This window comes from Candidatus Desulforudis audaxviator MP104C (genome assembly GCF_000018425.1).
Lineage (GTDB): Bacteria > Bacillota > Desulfotomaculia > Desulfotomaculales > Desulforudaceae > Desulforudis > Desulforudis audaxviator.
Map to the genome: position 1 here is coordinate 870,046 of NC_010424.1, position 16,090 is coordinate 886,135.

The following is a 16,090-nucleotide window of genomic DNA, read 5'->3' on the forward strand; positions in this document are numbered from 1 at the left end:
TCTGACACCCGATGCTACCGTTAGCCCTAGTCTTGGATGGACCCAGCACGAGAACGGAGATATGACGAAAGACTACATTCTCCTTAAGGCGGGACGGGCGGGGTTTTGCCCAGACTGAATAGCAGTGGTTTTGACGTTGGTCGGCACGCCCGGTGAGCACTCCGGCGGGTAGGCAATCCGTCGCTTTAACCCCTTCCTCTTCCAGTATTCCTCTCAACTCTCGGCGCGACCGACCTTGCTCCCGTGTGAGGCAGACAACCCTGTTTCTGTGGTTTGATTGCCACGCTACCCGCCTTTTCTCGGTTGATCTTTCGCAGCACACTCAAGAATTTCTTGACCAGTACGGGGTCAAACTGGGTGCCGGCACACCTTATAAGTTCTTCGATTGCTTCTTTCTTGGACATGGCCTTGCGATAGGGCCGGTCGTTAGTCATAGTGTCGTAAGCATCGGTAATGGCCAGGATCCGGCAGGCCAGAGGGATCTCTTCCTCTTTGAGGCCGAGAGGGTAACCCTGTCCGTTCCACCACTCGTGGTGTTTGAGAATCCAGTCGGCAATAGGGGCAAGGTCAGGTGAAGATACCGCAATGCGGTGGCCGATCTCGCAGTGGCGACGCATTTCTGCGAACTCCTCCGCATCCAGGGGGCCCTCCTTATGAAGGATACGGTCGGGGATGCCCACCTTGCCGATATCGTGGAACTGGGCCAGCAGGCGCAGATCGGTCTGGGTTTTCTCTGGTAAACCCAGAGACTTGGCCAGCATCGTCACCAGTTGCTGCAGGCGGTCGCAGTGTCCCTCCGTCATAAAGTCCCGCGCCTCAAGCGCCTTCTTCAGTGTTTCAACGATGGCGCTGCGGGCGCTTTGGCTACGGTGCAGCTTTTCGCGGTACATTTCATTGTCCGCTTTCCGGAACAGGTCACGCATGTCGAAGGGCGGAGTGCTGCTGACTGCAAATCCCACGGACAGACTCAGCGGGAGGTCGGAATGCGACTCGTTATAAAGGTCTATAGCGGAAACAATTTTCCGGCGAGCCTTTTCAACGATCGATTCGGTCACGTTTGGAAGTAACACGGCAAACTCATCACCGCCGATTCTTGACAATACGTCGTTTCCGCGGAAGCAACCTTTAAGTACCTCTGCGACCGCCCTAAGCAAGCGGTCGCCGGAGGCGTGACCGAGCGTATCGTTGACCAGCTTCAGGCCATCGACGTCGCATAGAATCAACCCTACCGACTTATAGCGGGAACGTTCGATACGGTGCATTTCCTCTTCAAAATACGACCGGTTGTACAGACCGGTAAGGGAGTCATGGATGCTTAAGTGGCGCAGGCGCTCTTCGACCTGCTTGCGTTCAGTTATGTTGCGTATCACGGCGATTACCTGGTCATCCAACAGGGGGAGATACCTTCCTTCAAAAAACTGCTGTCGGCCGTTAAACGATAATGAATACTCTACACTGACCGGGGATTTTGTCTGGAGTACGCACTTGATCGCTGTATGTGCTTGGCGGCCGATGTCCGGGGGGAAGACCTCCTGTACTTTTCGCCCCAGGAAGGGGTCGACGGGCACGAAAAGACCCGATTCTACCCCCGCTTGACAGTCGAGCAGGGTGCCTTCCGAGTCGAACCGAAAGTACAGATCGGGCAAGGCTTTGAAAACCGCTTCCAGCTCCAAGCTTTTTTGAAGCAAAAGCCTTTCTCCACGCTTGCGGTTAGTGATGTCCACGGCCATGCAAAAAACTTCGGTAATTCCGTTAAAACCGGTAACGGGGATCAAGGTCATCAATAACCAGCATTCCCTGTCCCCCTGTTTTAGAAGCAGCTCCAGAGGCGGTGTGGGTTGACCTGTCTCCCATACGTTGGCCAATGCGTTGTCAAGCAGGGCAGCCGGCTGGATTGTCTGCAGCAGGGTTTCTGCATTGGGGACATCATCTTCACGCACGATACCAAAGATTCTCTCCGCTTCCCGGTTCCATTGCGTGAGCCCGCCTTGCTGATCGAACCCGAATACGGCGACCATCGGGCTGTTCTCGATTACCAGCTTGAAGCACTCGTGGGCCCTGCGCACCTCTTCTTGCGTGTGGTGCAGTTCAATCATTTCGACGAGGCGGCTGCTCAGGATATGCAGCAGCCTGACTTCTTTGGCGGTAAAGCCGCCCTTCTTTTCCAGGTAGAGAATGCAGGAACATCTGTCTTTGGATACTTCTCGCACAAATGCTTCCGAAGAAGACTGGTTTTCTCTCACGTAATCCTCGGCAACGATGGGGGAAAGGTGGGAAAAACCCCACGTGAAGCTCCCGCGGCTGACTCCCTTCAGAACGAGGACTATCCGTCGCACATCGAAAATGCGGCTGGACTTCTCAACCAGTCCCGCAAACAGTTGTTCCAGGGAACCGGAGAAGTCAAAGGATGCAATTTCATAAAGAACAGATAGCTCGGCAGTCCTGTCGGTCACCGGGGCTGACCCCCGATTGCTACCACCATCGTTTTGTTGTGGAAAAGCGGTACGTCAGTGTAGGTGCCTACCTCGCCGAACGTCAGGATGCCGGCCATCGGCACCGAGGGTCCAAGGGCTTCCCTCCCGATACCCACATCGTCTACCTCGTTTCTCACCAGTAGGAAACGCGAGACGCAATTAAAGAGCAGAGCGAACTTGGGCTCCCCTACCGCACTCAGGGCCGCCCGAAACACGTCTCGCGCTGCTCCGGCGAGGTTTTCCTTTCGGCCTTCCATAAGATAGGCCACGGCTTTGGACGGCACTTCGGTGACGAGTTCCAGGGTGCCGTTGGGGAAAGCACGAATCGGGTCGCGGACAATAAAACGGCCCACGGCATCAACTATCCCCAAGGGGTGGCGCATGCCGTACTCGGGGAACCTGGATAGTTCGATTCCGCCCAGTCTCTCAGAATAGACGGAAAACGCGGGGCGCTCGTCGAGTTCGTGGATGAACTTGTCTTCGGCCTTGGTGATGACCAACGGTGACCCTACGGGTTCCCAGCCGTGCCCGACACCGGTACCGACAGTCACGCCCGTAACCAGCGCCGCCGCCACCGAGCCGCTGGACACGCCGCTTTCAGTAAACTGGTAGGTCTTCAGAAAACGCAAGTTATCTCCTGTGCCCCCACCCACGTATTGGAAGTCCGGGCCCATGACTTCGTACAGCCCGCGGAGCATCAGGGCGATATTTCCGGCTAAACCGTCGGGGAAGACGAAGACCGTTCCGCCGGTTGCCGCTTTCGCCGCCAGGAGATTTTGTCCAAGGCTCCTCCCCGTTTTTCCGGGTGCCTCGGGCTGGAAACCCTCGGTGGCGGTGACGGCTTCTATGCCGGAACCGGAAAGGACCATAACGTTGACGCCGTCCTCAAATATCCCATCGGATGTGATAATCCCGGCACTTGATGCCCCAATCACCCGGGAGTTGCCCACCTCGGACAGGACAGAGTCCAGGACTTGTTCCTGGTCGTAACCCTCGGTGGTGAAGACAAAGGTGACTACCGGTTGCGCGCCGATTTCTTTCAAGGCTTGGGCCGCAGCCTGTCTACCAGCCTCCCTTGAATGCAAGATGCGACTGTATCCTGTGCCGACCTTCATAATGCTTAACCCCTTCCATACATTGCATTTCTACCACCCCGAAAGATGAGCGACGAAGACCGGGGGTGGGGTTTGAAAAGTCACAAGGGTGGCGGGTAGAAAATTCAGGAAAAAACGGCGGCGGTCGTTGACAAAAATACTCCCTTATAACTTTTGTGTTTCGCTTTAGTCCCCTGTCTATCCTGCAAATCTGGAAGATATCGAAGAAAAAGAGTTGTAGCCGGTATGCCGCCGGTAGATTCCTTGCAGTCCCTTGGCTACTTTCATTCACATCCAGGAATAAGCCTTCTCCAGATTGACTAATACAGAAGGACATCCGGAGGGATCGCAGAATCTTACATTGTTGGTTGGTGCCGGGGAGCCGACTGAAGGCACTGTGGAAACGCAAATCGTAGCGCCAAGGATATTCTTTTTGGGTTGAGGAGGCGGGGCTTTTTGCCCAAGGGGCGAATCAGACCATCACGACCGTTAAAGGCCATCGTCTTCGATCTCGACGGCACACTCACTCCGGTGGGCAGTGTGTGGCAGCACATCCACGAGCGCCTGGGCACCTGGGAAGAGGGCGGCCTGGTGTCCCTGGGGGCTTTTTTGACCGGCCGGATCAGCTACCTGGAATTCGCCATCCGGGATGCGGCCTTGTGGAAGGGTGTCCGGCGGGAGCGGCTTGAGGAAATCGTTAATGAGATTCCCCTGCGCCGGGGAGCCCGGGAGACTATCGGGGCGTTGAGGCGGGAGGGGTACCGTTTGGCCCTGCTGTCGTCCGGGCTGGACGTGCTGGCCCACCGGGTGGCGGAGAAGCTGGGATTCGAAGTGTGTATCAGCAACCGTCTCGGTTTTACCAATGGGGTGTTGGACGGACGAGTCTCGATCTACGTGACGTGGGACGGGAAACCACGGCACATCCCCGGAATCTGCAGGCTGTTCGGGGTGGAACCCTCGGAGACGGCCGCCATCGGAGACAGTGCCGGCGACGCCTTCTTGTTTCCGGAAGTAGGTTTGGGCGTCGCCTTCAACGCCGATCCCAAAGTGGCGGTGCAGGCGGATATTGCGGTTGAGGACGATGACCTGCGGGCGTTGCTGCCCCTCTTTACCCCACGCGAGGCGGGGGACTGAGGGTTTCCACCCATCCCCGGGGCCTGACCCGTGGGGCCGCGGCAAGGACAAGGGTGCAGTGGCATCAGGCCGCCCCGCCACCGGTTTACGGTGATTAATTCTGAAGCCTCATCTTGGGGCTTTGTAACACAAAGGGGTGTTAGCTCATGAGCCTTTTCACCTTTGAGCTGCGCAGCAGCCAGCGCGAGGAACTCATCGACGTCACCGAACGGGTGTGGGCCGCCGTAAGCCGGAGCGGGGTCACCGATGGCCTGTGTTGTCTCTGGGTCCCGCACACCACAGCCGCCGTTTGTGTCAATGAAGCCGCCGATCCCTCGGTGGCCCGGGACATTCTGGATTATCTCCGGCAGGCGGTGCCCCAACGGGGAGACTACCGTCACCTGGAGGGCAATTCGGACGCCCACATCAAGTCCACTCTGGTCGGCGCGGCGGAAACCATTCCGGTACAGGCCGGGAAACTGGTGCTAGGCACCTGGCAGGGCATCTTCTTTTGCGAGTTTGACGGGCCGCGCACCCGGCGGCTGCACGTGAAAGTGACCGCCGGATAACCGGCGTGTTAGCCACCGGGCTACATAGAACGGACTTCCGGTGCGCATAATGAAGTGCACACAATTTGGAGGTGGTGAGAAATGTGGCCCAGGGCATTTTTGTGGTCGGGATTCTCGTTGATGACCGGGCGAACCACGGGCCGGAGGTGCAAAGCGTCCTGACCCGGTTTGGTTCCACAATTCTAAGTCGTAACGGGATTCCCGACCCGACTAGGTCCCGGGGCATCATCACGGTGACCATGCAGTCCGAACGGGAGGACAGTGAGAAACTCGCGGCCGAACTGCAGGGGATCGAAGGCGTCCGCGCCCGGGTGATCCACCTCGGCGATGCCCTGAACTGAGGCGTGACGTCAGGGGGCAAAGCGGTTGATGACCAGCGGGGTGATGTACACCTCCACCACCGCGGCGGCGGCCAGCAGGGGTGTGACTACCCGCAACAGGAAGTCCAGGCGCCGGCCGAATCCGGGAGTCACCCCGCCCTTGAGCTGCTGAGCGGCGATGGCCAGAGCCAAACCGGCCGCGAGAAAGAGGGCGGGGAGTTCGATGACCCCGTGGGGGGCGATCCCGGCCACGAAAGCCGCGGGCGGCAGTCCGGCCTCGACAAAGTACCGGGCCAGTAACCCGACCAAAAGACCATTCACGACCAGGATGAACATGGCTGGCAGGGCGCAGGCTACGTGCCCGACGAACACGAGAATGGCGGTCACCGACAGGTTCTTCAGGAAAATGAAAGCAGACAAGGCAAGGTGCCCTATTTCAGGGTTAAGCCCCATGGTCTTCTCGGCCGTCGTGACCAGGTTTTCCAGTGACGGCACCAGCAGTGGGGCGATTACCCGGGAAAACACCCAGCCGGCAATCGTTCCCGCCGTAAAGATTATCACCGCCGCGAGGAATCCGGTTCCAAGATGAAGACGAGCCATTCCTTGCTCACCTCTTAAGTTCCATCGGGGGCTTTAGAGGTTACATTATTCAGGGAAGGGCCGAATACCTGCCCGGCAGAAGGGGAAAATTAGTCGGTAGGAGGCATCTTTCATTGGACGAAGGCACTTTGTATCTTCCGTCACGCTCCAAAATGGACCCCACCTTCGACGACTCGGACCCGGCAGAGGCTCCCGGCGACATCACCACCGAAAGGGAGCACCGGCGCCGGGCCCGGACGCTTCGCGAATTCGGCACGACCACAATTCCGGCCGTAAAGAGCAACATCCACACTTTAATCATCGTCGGCCAGATTGAGGGCCACATGGTGTTGCCCAACCAGAACAAGACCACCAAGTACGAGCACATCCTCCCGCAGTTGGTGGCCCTTGAGCAGCACCCGGACATCGAGGGTATCCTGGTGATTCTGAATACGGTGGGCGGAGATGTTGAGGCCGGACTGGCCATCGCCGAGATGCTCAGTTCCATTTCCAAACCCACGGTTTCGCTGGTGCTGGGCGGCGGGCACAGCATCGGTGTCCCGATCGCGGTGTGCACTTCGTATTCTTACATAGCCGAAACGGCCAGCATGACCATCCATCCCATCCGCATCACCGGACAGATCCTGACCGTGCCCCAGACCTTCGAGTATCTTGAAAAAATGCAGGACCGCGTGGTGCGGTTCGTGGTCAAACATTCTCGGATCACCGAAGAGCGCTTCCGCGAACTCATGTTCCGGACCGGTGAGTTGGCCCGCGACATCGGCACGGTGCTCATCGGCAAAGAGGCCGTGGACTGCGGGCTGATCGACGAGGTGGGGGGCATCGGGGCGTCGATGCGCAAGCTGAATGAGCTGGTTGAACAGGCACGAATCGGCAAAGCGCAGGGACCCCAAAAGGGAGGGCCGCTCCAGTGATTCTGTACACCGTCCTGGACATTGAAAGCGTACTGGGTGAGCCGGCCGGTGCGGAGGGGGTGCTGGAAAATGCCGTGGTGGACGGCGTTCCGGTATTGGTGCGGCGCTCGAAGGCCGGGAACGTGTTCCTCGAGCGGGTGTTGAGCACGGACCCGTACGATTTCCTGCGGCCGGAACTCACCCCCGGCAGTACATTGTACCTGTAAGAATACACATCCGCAGACAACCAAACAACTCCCCGCTGCGGTCGGGCGTGCCTCACTGCGGCCGCACGCCGGGTTCTTCGGCTACCTGCGGACTACAACTACTTCATTGGCCCCGGCCGTCACTAGTTACCCTTGCTGCCGGCCAGCTCATAAAAGTACCCCGGGATCTGCCCCATGACTCCCGTCTGCGCAACGTAGTACGCCAGAATAAACTGAACACCTATGAAAACAAACAAGGCAATAAGCAGTCCGTATTCAATCACCTGTCCCTTTTCGTTGCCCAACAAACCGATAAGCGTCCGCCACATTCAGTCTTCACCTCCTTACTGTTTCACATTTCACGGGAGATCGGTCTCGGGAATCCTTACGCCCGGCACCTGCGGATTATTACCCTTGCAATTCGCCAACGGGAGGCGTCAATCCTTTTTTTTGGGCGGAAATTTTGATTCCTCGGCGGGGGGAATCCGGGCGTTCTCAACGAAAACCATATATGCTCAGGTATTGAGATTGACATCACCCACTCACGGGAGGGAAGAAACGTGAAATCTTTTACCGAGTATCTCTGGTTCAATACCGGAAAGCGGCGCGAATACGTGAATATTACCGGTCAGGTTGCCGAAGCGGTTGAAAAGAGCGGGATACGGGAGGGGATGGTGCTGGTTTCCGCCATGCACATCACCGCCGCGGTCTACGTGAATGACGCCGAGGAAGGGATTATCCAGGACATCGATGCCATGCTCGAGCGCCTGGCGCCGTTCGGCCCCGATTATTTGCACCACCGCACCGGCGAGGACAACGGGGACGCGCACCTGAAGAGCATCCTGGTGCACCACCAGGTTATTCTGCCGGTCACCGCCGGGCGGCTTGACCTGGGGCCCTGGCAACAGGTGTTTTACGCCGAGTTCGACGGGCGCCGGCGCAAGCGGTTGGTAATCAAGGTGATCGGCATCTAGTTCCGGGGTGGTATGCAAACACGGGGGGGGGTGAGATGTTTGGCCCGGCTGTCGCTGGACGAATTCACCTTGTTGGCCGAACAACTGGTCGATGAGGTTCCACCGCGTCTCTGCCGCGACCTGAACGGGGGATTTTCGGTGCTGCCTGAAGAGAAACGGGAACAGGAGTTTTTCATTATGGGGGAGTACATCGAGGACGGGATGCTCGGCAGCTTTGTGGTCTTCTACTACGGCTCCTTTGCGGCCGTCCTGGGGGATAAACCCCGGGAATCGTGGGAGGAAGAGCTGCGGGAGACGATTTGGCACGAATTGCAGCACCACCTGGAGTCCCTGGCGGGGGTGGACGATCTGACCCGCGAAGAAATGGAGGCGTTGGCCCGGTTCCGGGAGGGCCGTTTGGACGGGGACAGTTGAACCTGGAGGCCCGGAATAAGTCCGGTCCCGGTTGCATAATGGATCAAGTATCTGCGTTATCAGAGGGAGGGAGCATAGTGTTTTACCGGACAAGAAAGACATTGGCGGGGTTGGTCTGCCTGCTGTTCGTTTTCGCGGCCGGTTGCGGGGGTCCCGCCGAGACACCCCAATCACCGGGACCCGGCAAAACGGTGGTGATCGCCACCATTTTTCCGCTGGCCGATATTGCCAAGAACATCGGCGGCGACCGGGTAGCGGTGTCGACGCTTTTGCCCCGTGGGGCCAGTCCCCACACCTTTGAGCCGACACCGCGGCAGATGGAGCAGGTGACCGGCGCGCGGGTGCTCATCCAGGTGGGGGCCGGGCTCGACGACTGGGCCGGAAAGCTCGCCGGGGTGGCCGGCAAGGACCTCCTCCGGGTTGCAGTCACCGAGGGGCTGTCCCTGCGCGCGGGCGGGCACCAGCACGCGGAATGTGCGGGGCATGCCCATGAGCACGACCATAACGCCTGCCCGGCGGCGGAGACCGCTGCGGCAGACCCGGCGTACGGGTTCGCCGACCCGCACGTGTGGCTTGACCCGGTGCTGGTCCGGGACGAGATCGCCCCCCGCATTTTCTCCGCCCTTTGCCAGGCCGCGCCGGAGGATGCGGACTACTTCGCCGCCAATCTGGAATCCTACCAGGCTGAGCTGACCGTGCTGCACGCGGACCTGACCGCATTGACCGCCGGATTTGAGCGCCGCAGTTTCATCGCCTACCATTCGGCCTGGGGATACTTCGCCGACCGGTACGGGCTGGTGGAAGCGGCTACGGTCGAGGAAGCACCGGGCAAGGAGCCTTCTCCGGGCTGGATCATGAAGGTGGTGGAGACGGCCCGGGCCCACCAGGCCGGGGCGATTTTCGCCGAGCCCCAGTTCAGCACCAAGGCGGCCGAGGTGATCGCCGCCGAGTACGGCGCCCGGGTGTTGGTTTTGGACCCGCTCGGCGGGGAGGATATCCCCGGTTATGACAGCTACGTCAACCTCATGCGTTCGAATGCCGCCGTATTGGCCGAAGGTCTTTCCCGGGTGGACTAAAGGTGCGGGTCACATCGGAATTGAGACCGTAAACCGTTAAATCCAGACCATCCCGGGTTTCTCACCTGTTCTGAAGCTTAAGCTCCTGCCCATGCTGGCCAGCCACCACGGCCACTACGAGTGGCAATCCCCGAAACGCCCGAAATTTCTGGAAGCCTGCATCCCGCACCACCTGGATCTGCTGGACGCGGAGATCGACAAGTTCAGACGGACGGCGGCACAGGCCCCCGAAGACGGTGAATGGTCGCCCTGGATTCCGGAACTGGGCCGGCCCGTTTTCACCGGTTGACCCCTTTACGATCCAATGAACCATGTTATAATGTTTGAAGTTTATGCCGGCAGGAGGGGATGGCGGCCGTTGAATCCTTTTGAAGGTATTGTTATGGGCATCGTCCAGGGGCTCACCGAGTTTCTGCCGGTCTCCAGTTCCGCGCACCTGGTGCTGGTGCCGTGGCTTTTCGGATTCGAGACCCCCGGCCTCGTCTTTGATGTCGCCTTGCACCTCGGCACACTGGTGGCCGTGCTTGTTTACTTCTGGCGGGACTGGCTTCGCCTGGTCCAGGCGGGTAGCCGCGGCGTGGGCACCGCCGACGGCCGGTTGTTCTGGTTCCTGGTGGTGGCCACCATTCCCGGGGTCGTAGTCGGGTACTTCCTGGAGGACATCGTGGAGACCACCTTAAGGGCGCCTCTTTTAATCGGTGTTCTGCTGATCATGATGGGCGGCGTCCTGTACCTGGCCGACCGTTACGGCGGACAGGTCAAGCGGCTCCTGGACATCCGTTTCGGGGACGCCATGGCGATCGGGCTGTCGCAGGCGTTGGCCATTATCCCCGGAGTGTCACGGTCCGGAATCACCATGGCCACCGCCCGCCTGCGGGGCGTGGAACGGGCGGCAGCCGCGCGCTTCTCTTTCCTGCTGTCCACCCCGATCATCTTCGGCGCCGGCCTGATGCAGATGCTCAAAATGGACCCGGGGCTGTTGAACCTGTCCTTTGTCCTCGGGGTATTCACCTCGGCCGTGGTCGGATTTCTGGCCATCTGGTTTCTCATCAGCTGGGTTTCCCGGCACAGCTTCAACATCTTCGTCATTTACCGGGTGCTGCTCGGCCTGACCGTAATCGTCATCGCCCTGCTGCGGGGATAAAACTGGAGCGGCCCGTCCGCCGGGCCGCCCTGATACGTTAGTGCAGTGATTTCTTGGCCGCGTCCTGGGCCTTCTCCAGGATTTTTCTGAGTTCCTCCTGGCGCTCCTCGCTGAACACTTCTTCCGCCGCCAGGGTGTAATCCGCCACCTTCTCGCTGATGAATATGGGGGCAACGCTTCTTAAAGCCAGAGCCACAGCGTCGCTGGGGCGGGCGTCCACGATCGCCGGGGAATCCTTCTTCAGAATATGGAGCTGGGCGTAGTAGGTGCCCTCGCGGACATCACTGATCACCACTTTGGTTACGGTTCCACCGAACTCATCGCACAAGGTCTTCAGAAGGTCGTGGGTGAGCGGGCGCGGGGCTGAGCCACCCTCCAGGGCCACGGCGATGGCGTGGGCTTCGAAGTGGCCGATCCAGATCGGCAATACCTTCAGTTCGTCGTCATCGACCAGCAGAAGCACGGGATTCATGGAGAGGTCAAAGGCAATTTGCTTCACTTTCACCGGGATCACAACCTCACCTCCCTTGGAGTCTAAGACCCGGACGACTCGTTTGCCGGTAAACGATTACGTGCGGTGAACTTCGTGGTCTTTGATGTTGCCGGTTTCAGTAGTATTATACCAGGGAAGCACCATCCCAGACAACTGGAAAGGATTTTTCAGGTGGTTGCCGAAGTCTCAAAGGGAGGTGTTGATACTTGGGCCTTTACCGTCAGCTCAAACGAGAGATCCGGTACGAAGTGCTGGGCTTGATCCTGGCCGCGGTGGCCGTATTGACCCTCTTGAGCCTGTACAGTTCCTCGGTGGGCGTGTTCGGCAGTCTGGTGGGCCGCGGGTGCCGGGTGCTGGCCGGGGAGGGAGCCTTCGTGCTCCCCCTGCTCGCCGGGTACTGGGGGTTGAAGCTGCTCCGGGACCGCAACCCGGCCCGGTACCCCGGTAAGATCTACGGCAGCCTGGTGGGGCTTTTGGTGTTTGTGACCACGTTGCACCTGGTGCTGGTTTCACCCGAGGGCAGTTTCCGGACCGTGGTCGGTGCGGGCGTGAACGGGGATGGGGGCGGGGTGTTGGGTGCCATATTGAGCTGGCTGGTTTTCAACTGGTTCGGCTACGTTGGAAGTGTGATCATCCTGGTGGCCGCCGGCCTAGCGGCGTTTACCCTGTTTACGGAACTGCCGGTGTCGGCGCTGGGGAAACGCGTGGGACAGCGTTTGGCGGGCGGTGCCCGCAGGGGGTGGGGCCGCGTTCAGAACTTCGTCTACACCGATGAGCGGCCGGTGGCCGGTCCGGAGCCGTTGATTGTGGACCACACCGTGGTCAAACCGGAACCGCCGGCTGTGCGTAATGAGACGCCCGAACGGGCAAAGGAGAAACGCGCCGGCTCTACCCGGGAGGAACCGGCCGAACGACCCCAGCAGGTTTCCCTCAACGAGATTACTTCGTACCGCGTCCCGCCGGTGGACATCCTCTCGCGCCCCCGGGTGAAGGGCGCGGTGAAGAAGGCCGAGGATATTGCCGCGAACGTGCACATTTTGGAGGAAACGCTGGAGAGCTTCGGGGTTAAAGCGAAAGTGGTACAGGTCTCGCGAGGGCCCGCGATCACCCGGTACGAGGTTCAGCCGGCCGCGGGCGTCAAGGTGAGCCGGATCGTCAGCCTAGCCGACGACATTTCCCTGGCGATGACCGCCCCGGGGGTGCGGATCGAGGCGCCGATCCCCGGAAAGGCGGCGGTGGGGATTGAAGTGCCGAACAAGGAAATTGCCTTGGTCCCGCTCCGGGATCTCCTGGAGACCAAGGAGTTCAAACAATCCGCCTCCCGCCTGACCCTGGCCCTCGGTAAGGACATCGCCGGAAGCCCGGTGATCGCGGACCTGGCGATGATGCCGCACCTCTTAATCGCTGGCGCCACCGGTGCGGGGAAAAGTGTCTGTCTTAACACGCTCATCTGCAGCCTCCTGTTCAAGAGTGGCCCTGAGGAAGTAAAGCTTTTGCTGATCGACCCGAAAATGGTTGAACTAACCAACTACAATGGTATTCCGCACCTTTTGTCGCCGGTGGTGACCAATCCCAAAAAGGCGGCGATCTCCCTGAAGTGGTTGGTGCGGGAGATGGAACGGCGCTACGAGTTGTTCGCGGCGGCGGGAGTCCGCGACATCGGGCGGTACAACAGTGTGTTGCGGACTCACGACCCCGGGGAGGAACGCGTCCACCTGCCGCTGATCGTGGTGGTGATTGACGAACTCGCGGACTTGATGATGGTTGCGCCCAGCGACGTTGAGGATTCCATTGTCCGGCTGGCCCAGATGGCCCGGGCCGCCGGGATCCACCTGGTGATTGCCACCCAGCGCCCGTCGGTGGACGTAATCACCGGGTTGATCAAGGCGAACATTCTCTCCCGGATTTCCTTCGCCGTTTCGTCCCAGATCGACTCACGCACTATCCTGGATATCGGGGGCGCCGAGAAATTGCTAGGCCGTGGGGACATGCTCTATCTGGCCGCCGGCAGCTCAAAACCGATCCGGGTTCAGGGCGCCTTTCTGTCGGACAAGGACGTGGAGGTGCTGGTCGACTTCCTGAGAAAGCAGGCGGTGCCGGAGTTCGATGAGGAACTGTTCGACGGGCCGGAAGAGGAGGAGGAATCCGGGTCCGGGGACGAATTGTTCCCCCGGGCGGTGGAAATTATCGTGCGGACCGGCCACGCGTCCATTTCCCTGCTGCAGCGCCGCATGCACATCGGGTACGCGCGGGCGGCCCGGCTGATTGACGCCATGGAAAAGAAAGGTATCGTGGGGGGGTTTGAAGGAAGCAAACCCCGGGCGGTCTTGATGAGTCCCGAACAGTACCAGCAATACTTCCGGGAACATTGCCAAATTGACCGAAAATAGCGAATATGTTATAGTCAAACCGGATCAAACCGTATGTCAACCGCTACCCTTCCCAAAGATAACTGGATAGGCCGTTTCCCTTCCGGGATTCTTTTACCGGGTGAAAAGCCGGTTGATGATGCGCCGTTAACAATAGGACTGTGTGAGCGGACAATCGTGACAGTTGGTATCCCCCGAGGCCCGCGATCTGGAGGTGGGTTGTTTTGTCCCTGGGACAGTCTCTGAGAGAAGCGCGGAAGGCCCGCGGCCTTTCCCTTGACCTCGCCGAAGAGGAAACCAAAATCCGCAAGAAGTACCTGGCCGCCCTGGAGGAGGAGCAGTACCATGTGTTGCCGGGCAGGGTCTACGCCAAGGCTTTCCTGCGCACCTATGCCCGCTTTCTGGGGTTGGATGTGGACTCCGTGATGGCCGAGTTTCAGGCGCAGAATCCCCTGGAGGCCAGGGAAGCGGCGGCCGAGAACGGACCCAGCGTTCCGGTGGAAGAAAGGAAGAAGTCGGTGATTAGAAGTCTTTTGCTGTTGGCCGGGGTGATCGTCCTGTTGGTGACCTTCAATTCGCTTTACGGAGCGGTACGAGGCGGCTGGTCGGTTTCCGAAGAGCCCTCCGGTCCGGACATCGGTGTGCAAAACCCGCTTCCCGTTGAGCCGGAGCCGGTTCCCGTGGAAGAACCGCCGGCGGTTGCCGAGGGACTGGACCTGGTGCTTCAGGTAGTGGGCGGCTCCTGCTGGATGCGGGTCGCCGTCGATGGTGAACAGGCCTTCGAGGGTACGGTACCCGCTGGGCAAGCATTGAGTTTCGAGGCGGACGAGGCCATCAGTCTCAGACTCGGCAACGCCGGAGCCGTACTGGTTCAACTGAACGGTGAGGATCTGGGGTACCTGGGACAGCGGGGCGAGGTTGTAAGCCGTGAATTCACCGTGGAAGGCTGAGGCTTCCCGGATAGCCCTGGTGAGTCTGGGTTGTGACAAGAACCGGGTGGACGGCGAGGTGATGCTGGGACTGCTGGAGCGGGCCGGCTATCAAATCACGGCTGAGCTGGAGGCCGACATTATCCTGGTGAACACGTGCGCCTTCATCCAAGACGCCAAGCAGGAATCCATTGAAGCCATTCTCGAGACGGCCCGGTACCGGGGAAACGGCCGCTGCCGGGTGCTCCTGGCGACCGGCTGCTTGGCCCAGCGGTATCCGGACGAGTTGCTGCGGGATATTCCCGAACTGGACGGGGTGGTGGGCACCGGCGAGGTGGGCCGGGTGGTGGATATCGTGCGGCGGGCGGCGACCGGAGAAAGAGTCCGGGAAGTCGGTCCGCCTGGTTTTTTGGGCCGTGAAGTGCTGCCGCGCGTGCCCAGCGGGTCACCGTTCACCGCCTACCTGAAAATCAGTGAGGGTTGCGACAACCGTTGCCTGTACTGCGTTATTCCTCAGTTACGCGGTCCTTACCGCAGCCGGGAAGCGTCCGTTCTGGTCCGGGAGGCGCGGGCCCTGGCGGCCCGGGGAGCCCGGGAAATCGTGCTTGTGGCCCAGGACACCACCCGGTACGGTTCGGACCTGAAAGAACGGACGAGCCTGACTGATTTGGTTTCCCGACTGGCGGCTCTGGAGGGAGTGGCGTGGATCCGTCTGCTCTACTGCTACCCGAGCGGGATCACCTTCGAGCTGGTGGAGTTGATGGCCCGAGAGCCACGTCTTTGCCGGTATTTGGACATCCCGCTGCAGCACGCCAGTGACCGGGTGCTGCGCCGGATGGGCCGGAGCACAATGAGTTACGACCTGCGCAAGCTGATCCTTTTTCTGCGCAGCGCCATTCCCGGCTTAACCATCCGCTCGACGTTCATGGTCGGTTTTCCGGGTGAAACGGAAGCCGACTTCGAGGAGTTGCTCGGATTTCTCAAGGCGATGAAGCTGGACCGGGCGGGGTTTTTCGCCTATTCCCGGGAAGAAGGCACTCCGGCGGCGCGGATGCCGGATCAGGTACCGCCGGAGGTTAAACGGGAGCGGCTGGAGCGGGCCGCGGCGGTGCAGCGGGAAGTGTCCCGCGCGCTGAACCGTGCCCGGGTGGGTTCCGAGGTGACCGTACTCGTGGAGGGCCGCAAAGGCGAACAATACTACGGGCGGTCCGAGGCGGACGCCCCCGATATTGACGGCCGGGTGTTCCTGAGCGCGGCGAGCGACCTGGAACCGGGAACTTTCGTGCGCGCCCGCATCACCGGAGCCGGGCCCTATGACCTGCGGGCCCGGGTTCTTTCCACTCTCCCCTGAAAGGTCCCGTTCTGGCAGGGTTTTCATCAAGCAATGCCCTTGGGATTATGTTATAATGCATCGCGTAGCAA

General features: G+C 60.0%; 18 protein-coding genes. 13 read left to right on the forward strand and 5 right to left on the reverse strand.

The window, feature by feature from the left end:
• Positions 1-185 precede the first annotated feature (185 nt).
• Entirely contained in the window at positions 186-2,453 is a 2,268-nt protein-coding gene (locus tag DAUD_RS11525) for a diguanylate cyclase domain-containing protein (protein WP_012301924.1), read from the reverse strand.
• On the reverse strand, positions 2,450-3,589 hold the full coding sequence (locus DAUD_RS04145; RefSeq protein WP_012301925.1) for an FIST signal transduction protein: 1,140 nt from the start codon (positions 3,587-3,589) through the stop codon (positions 2,450-2,452). The genes DAUD_RS11525 and DAUD_RS04145 overlap by 4 nt, the downstream gene beginning before the upstream one ends.
• A gap of 435 nt (positions 3,590-4,024) precedes the next feature.
• On the opposite strand from DAUD_RS04145, the gene DAUD_RS04150 reads away from it, so the two are divergent.
• The 3 genes from DAUD_RS04150 to DAUD_RS04160 all read left to right on the forward strand — a co-directional run bounded on the left by DAUD_RS04150 (position 4,025) and on the right by DAUD_RS04160 (position 5,591).
• Entirely contained in the window at positions 4,025-4,702 is a 678-nt protein-coding gene (locus DAUD_RS04150) for an HAD family hydrolase (RefSeq protein ID WP_012301926.1), read from the forward strand.
• Between the two features lie 146 nt (positions 4,703-4,848).
• The gene (locus DAUD_RS04155) at positions 4,849-5,250 is read left to right on the forward strand and encodes a secondary thiamine-phosphate synthase enzyme YjbQ (RefSeq protein ID WP_012301927.1); all 402 of its coding nucleotides are present in this window, start codon (positions 4,849-4,851) and stop codon (positions 5,248-5,250) included.
• An 83-nt stretch (positions 5,251-5,333) separates the two neighbouring features.
• Positions 5,334-5,591 carry a hypothetical protein gene (locus tag DAUD_RS04160; protein WP_012301928.1) on the forward strand — a complete coding sequence of 86 codons (258 nt, stop codon included), beginning with the start codon at positions 5,334-5,336 and terminating at the stop codon, positions 5,589-5,591.
• 9 nt (positions 5,592-5,600) lie between these two features.
• Here DAUD_RS04160 and DAUD_RS04165 read toward each other — a convergent pair whose 3' ends face one another.
• Entirely contained in the window at positions 5,601-6,170 is a 570-nt protein-coding gene (locus DAUD_RS04165; RefSeq protein ID WP_012301929.1) for a stage II sporulation protein M, read from the reverse strand.
• A 113-nt stretch (positions 6,171-6,283) separates the two neighbouring features.
• Here DAUD_RS04165 and DAUD_RS04170 point away from each other — a divergent pair, with 113 nt between their 5' ends.
• Positions 6,284-7,084, forward strand: a complete 801-nt coding sequence (locus DAUD_RS04170; protein ID WP_012301930.1) for a ClpP family protease — start codon at positions 6,284-6,286, stop codon at positions 7,082-7,084.
• Positions 7,081-7,290 (forward strand): YlzJ-like family protein, encoded by a 210-nt coding sequence (locus tag DAUD_RS04175; protein WP_012301931.1) that lies wholly within the window; start codon positions 7,081-7,083, stop codon positions 7,288-7,290. Before DAUD_RS04170 ends, DAUD_RS04175 begins: the two co-directional genes overlap by 4 nt.
• Before the next feature lie 122 nt (positions 7,291-7,412).
• Here DAUD_RS04175 and DAUD_RS04180 read toward each other — a convergent pair whose 3' ends face one another.
• Positions 7,413-7,598 carry a hypothetical protein gene (locus DAUD_RS04180; RefSeq protein ID WP_041570815.1) on the reverse strand — a complete coding sequence of 62 codons (186 nt, stop codon included), beginning with the start codon at positions 7,596-7,598 and terminating at the stop codon, positions 7,413-7,415.
• A gap of 231 nt (positions 7,599-7,829) precedes the next feature.
• Between DAUD_RS04180 and DAUD_RS04185 the strand changes: the two genes are divergently transcribed.
• The 5 genes from DAUD_RS04185 (at position 7,830) to DAUD_RS04205 (ending at position 10,877) form a co-directional block, all read left to right on the forward strand.
• Positions 7,830-8,243: a secondary thiamine-phosphate synthase enzyme YjbQ gene (locus DAUD_RS04185; RefSeq protein WP_012301932.1), complete on the forward strand. Its 414-nt coding sequence runs from the start codon at positions 7,830-7,832 to the stop codon at positions 8,241-8,243.
• Between the two features lie 30 nt (positions 8,244-8,273).
• Positions 8,274-8,657, forward strand: coding sequence for a metallopeptidase family protein (locus tag DAUD_RS04190; RefSeq protein WP_242647888.1), 384 nt, complete (start codon positions 8,274-8,276; stop codon positions 8,655-8,657).
• 77 nt (positions 8,658-8,734) lie between these two features.
• On the forward strand, positions 8,735-9,733 hold the full coding sequence (locus tag DAUD_RS04195; RefSeq protein WP_049752564.1) for a metal ABC transporter substrate-binding protein: 999 nt from the start codon (positions 8,735-8,737) through the stop codon (positions 9,731-9,733).
• 91 nt (positions 9,734-9,824) lie between these two features.
• Complete coding sequence (locus DAUD_RS04200; RefSeq protein WP_041570816.1) at positions 9,825-10,022, forward strand: hypothetical protein; 198 nt, start codon at positions 9,825-9,827, stop codon at positions 10,020-10,022.
• Positions 10,023-10,091: 69 nt separating this feature from the next.
• Positions 10,092-10,877 carry an undecaprenyl-diphosphate phosphatase gene (locus DAUD_RS04205; protein ID WP_012301935.1) on the forward strand — a complete coding sequence of 262 codons (786 nt, stop codon included), beginning with the start codon at positions 10,092-10,094 and terminating at the stop codon, positions 10,875-10,877.
• 37 nt (positions 10,878-10,914) lie between these two features.
• Here DAUD_RS04205 and DAUD_RS04210 read toward each other — a convergent pair whose 3' ends face one another.
• Positions 10,915-11,391: a bifunctional nuclease family protein gene (locus DAUD_RS04210; protein WP_012301936.1), complete on the reverse strand. Its 477-nt coding sequence runs from the start codon at positions 11,389-11,391 to the stop codon at positions 10,915-10,917.
• A 185-nt stretch (positions 11,392-11,576) separates the two neighbouring features.
• Here DAUD_RS04210 and DAUD_RS04215 point away from each other — a divergent pair, with 185 nt between their 5' ends.
• The 3 genes from DAUD_RS04215 to rimO all read left to right on the forward strand — a co-directional run bounded on the left by DAUD_RS04215 (position 11,577) and on the right by rimO (position 16,019).
• Positions 11,577-13,760, forward strand: a complete 2,184-nt coding sequence (locus tag DAUD_RS04215) for an FtsK/SpoIIIE family DNA translocase (protein WP_012301937.1) — start codon at positions 11,577-11,579, stop codon at positions 13,758-13,760.
• A gap of 203 nt (positions 13,761-13,963) precedes the next feature.
• Positions 13,964-14,689, forward strand: coding sequence for a helix-turn-helix domain-containing protein (locus DAUD_RS04220; RefSeq protein WP_012301938.1), 726 nt, complete (start codon positions 13,964-13,966; stop codon positions 14,687-14,689).
• Positions 14,667-16,019: a 30S ribosomal protein S12 methylthiotransferase RimO gene (gene rimO / locus DAUD_RS04225; RefSeq protein ID WP_012301939.1), complete on the forward strand. Its 1,353-nt coding sequence runs from the start codon at positions 14,667-14,669 to the stop codon at positions 16,017-16,019. Before DAUD_RS04220 ends, rimO begins: the two co-directional genes overlap by 23 nt.
• Positions 16,020-16,090: the final 71 nt, after the last annotated feature.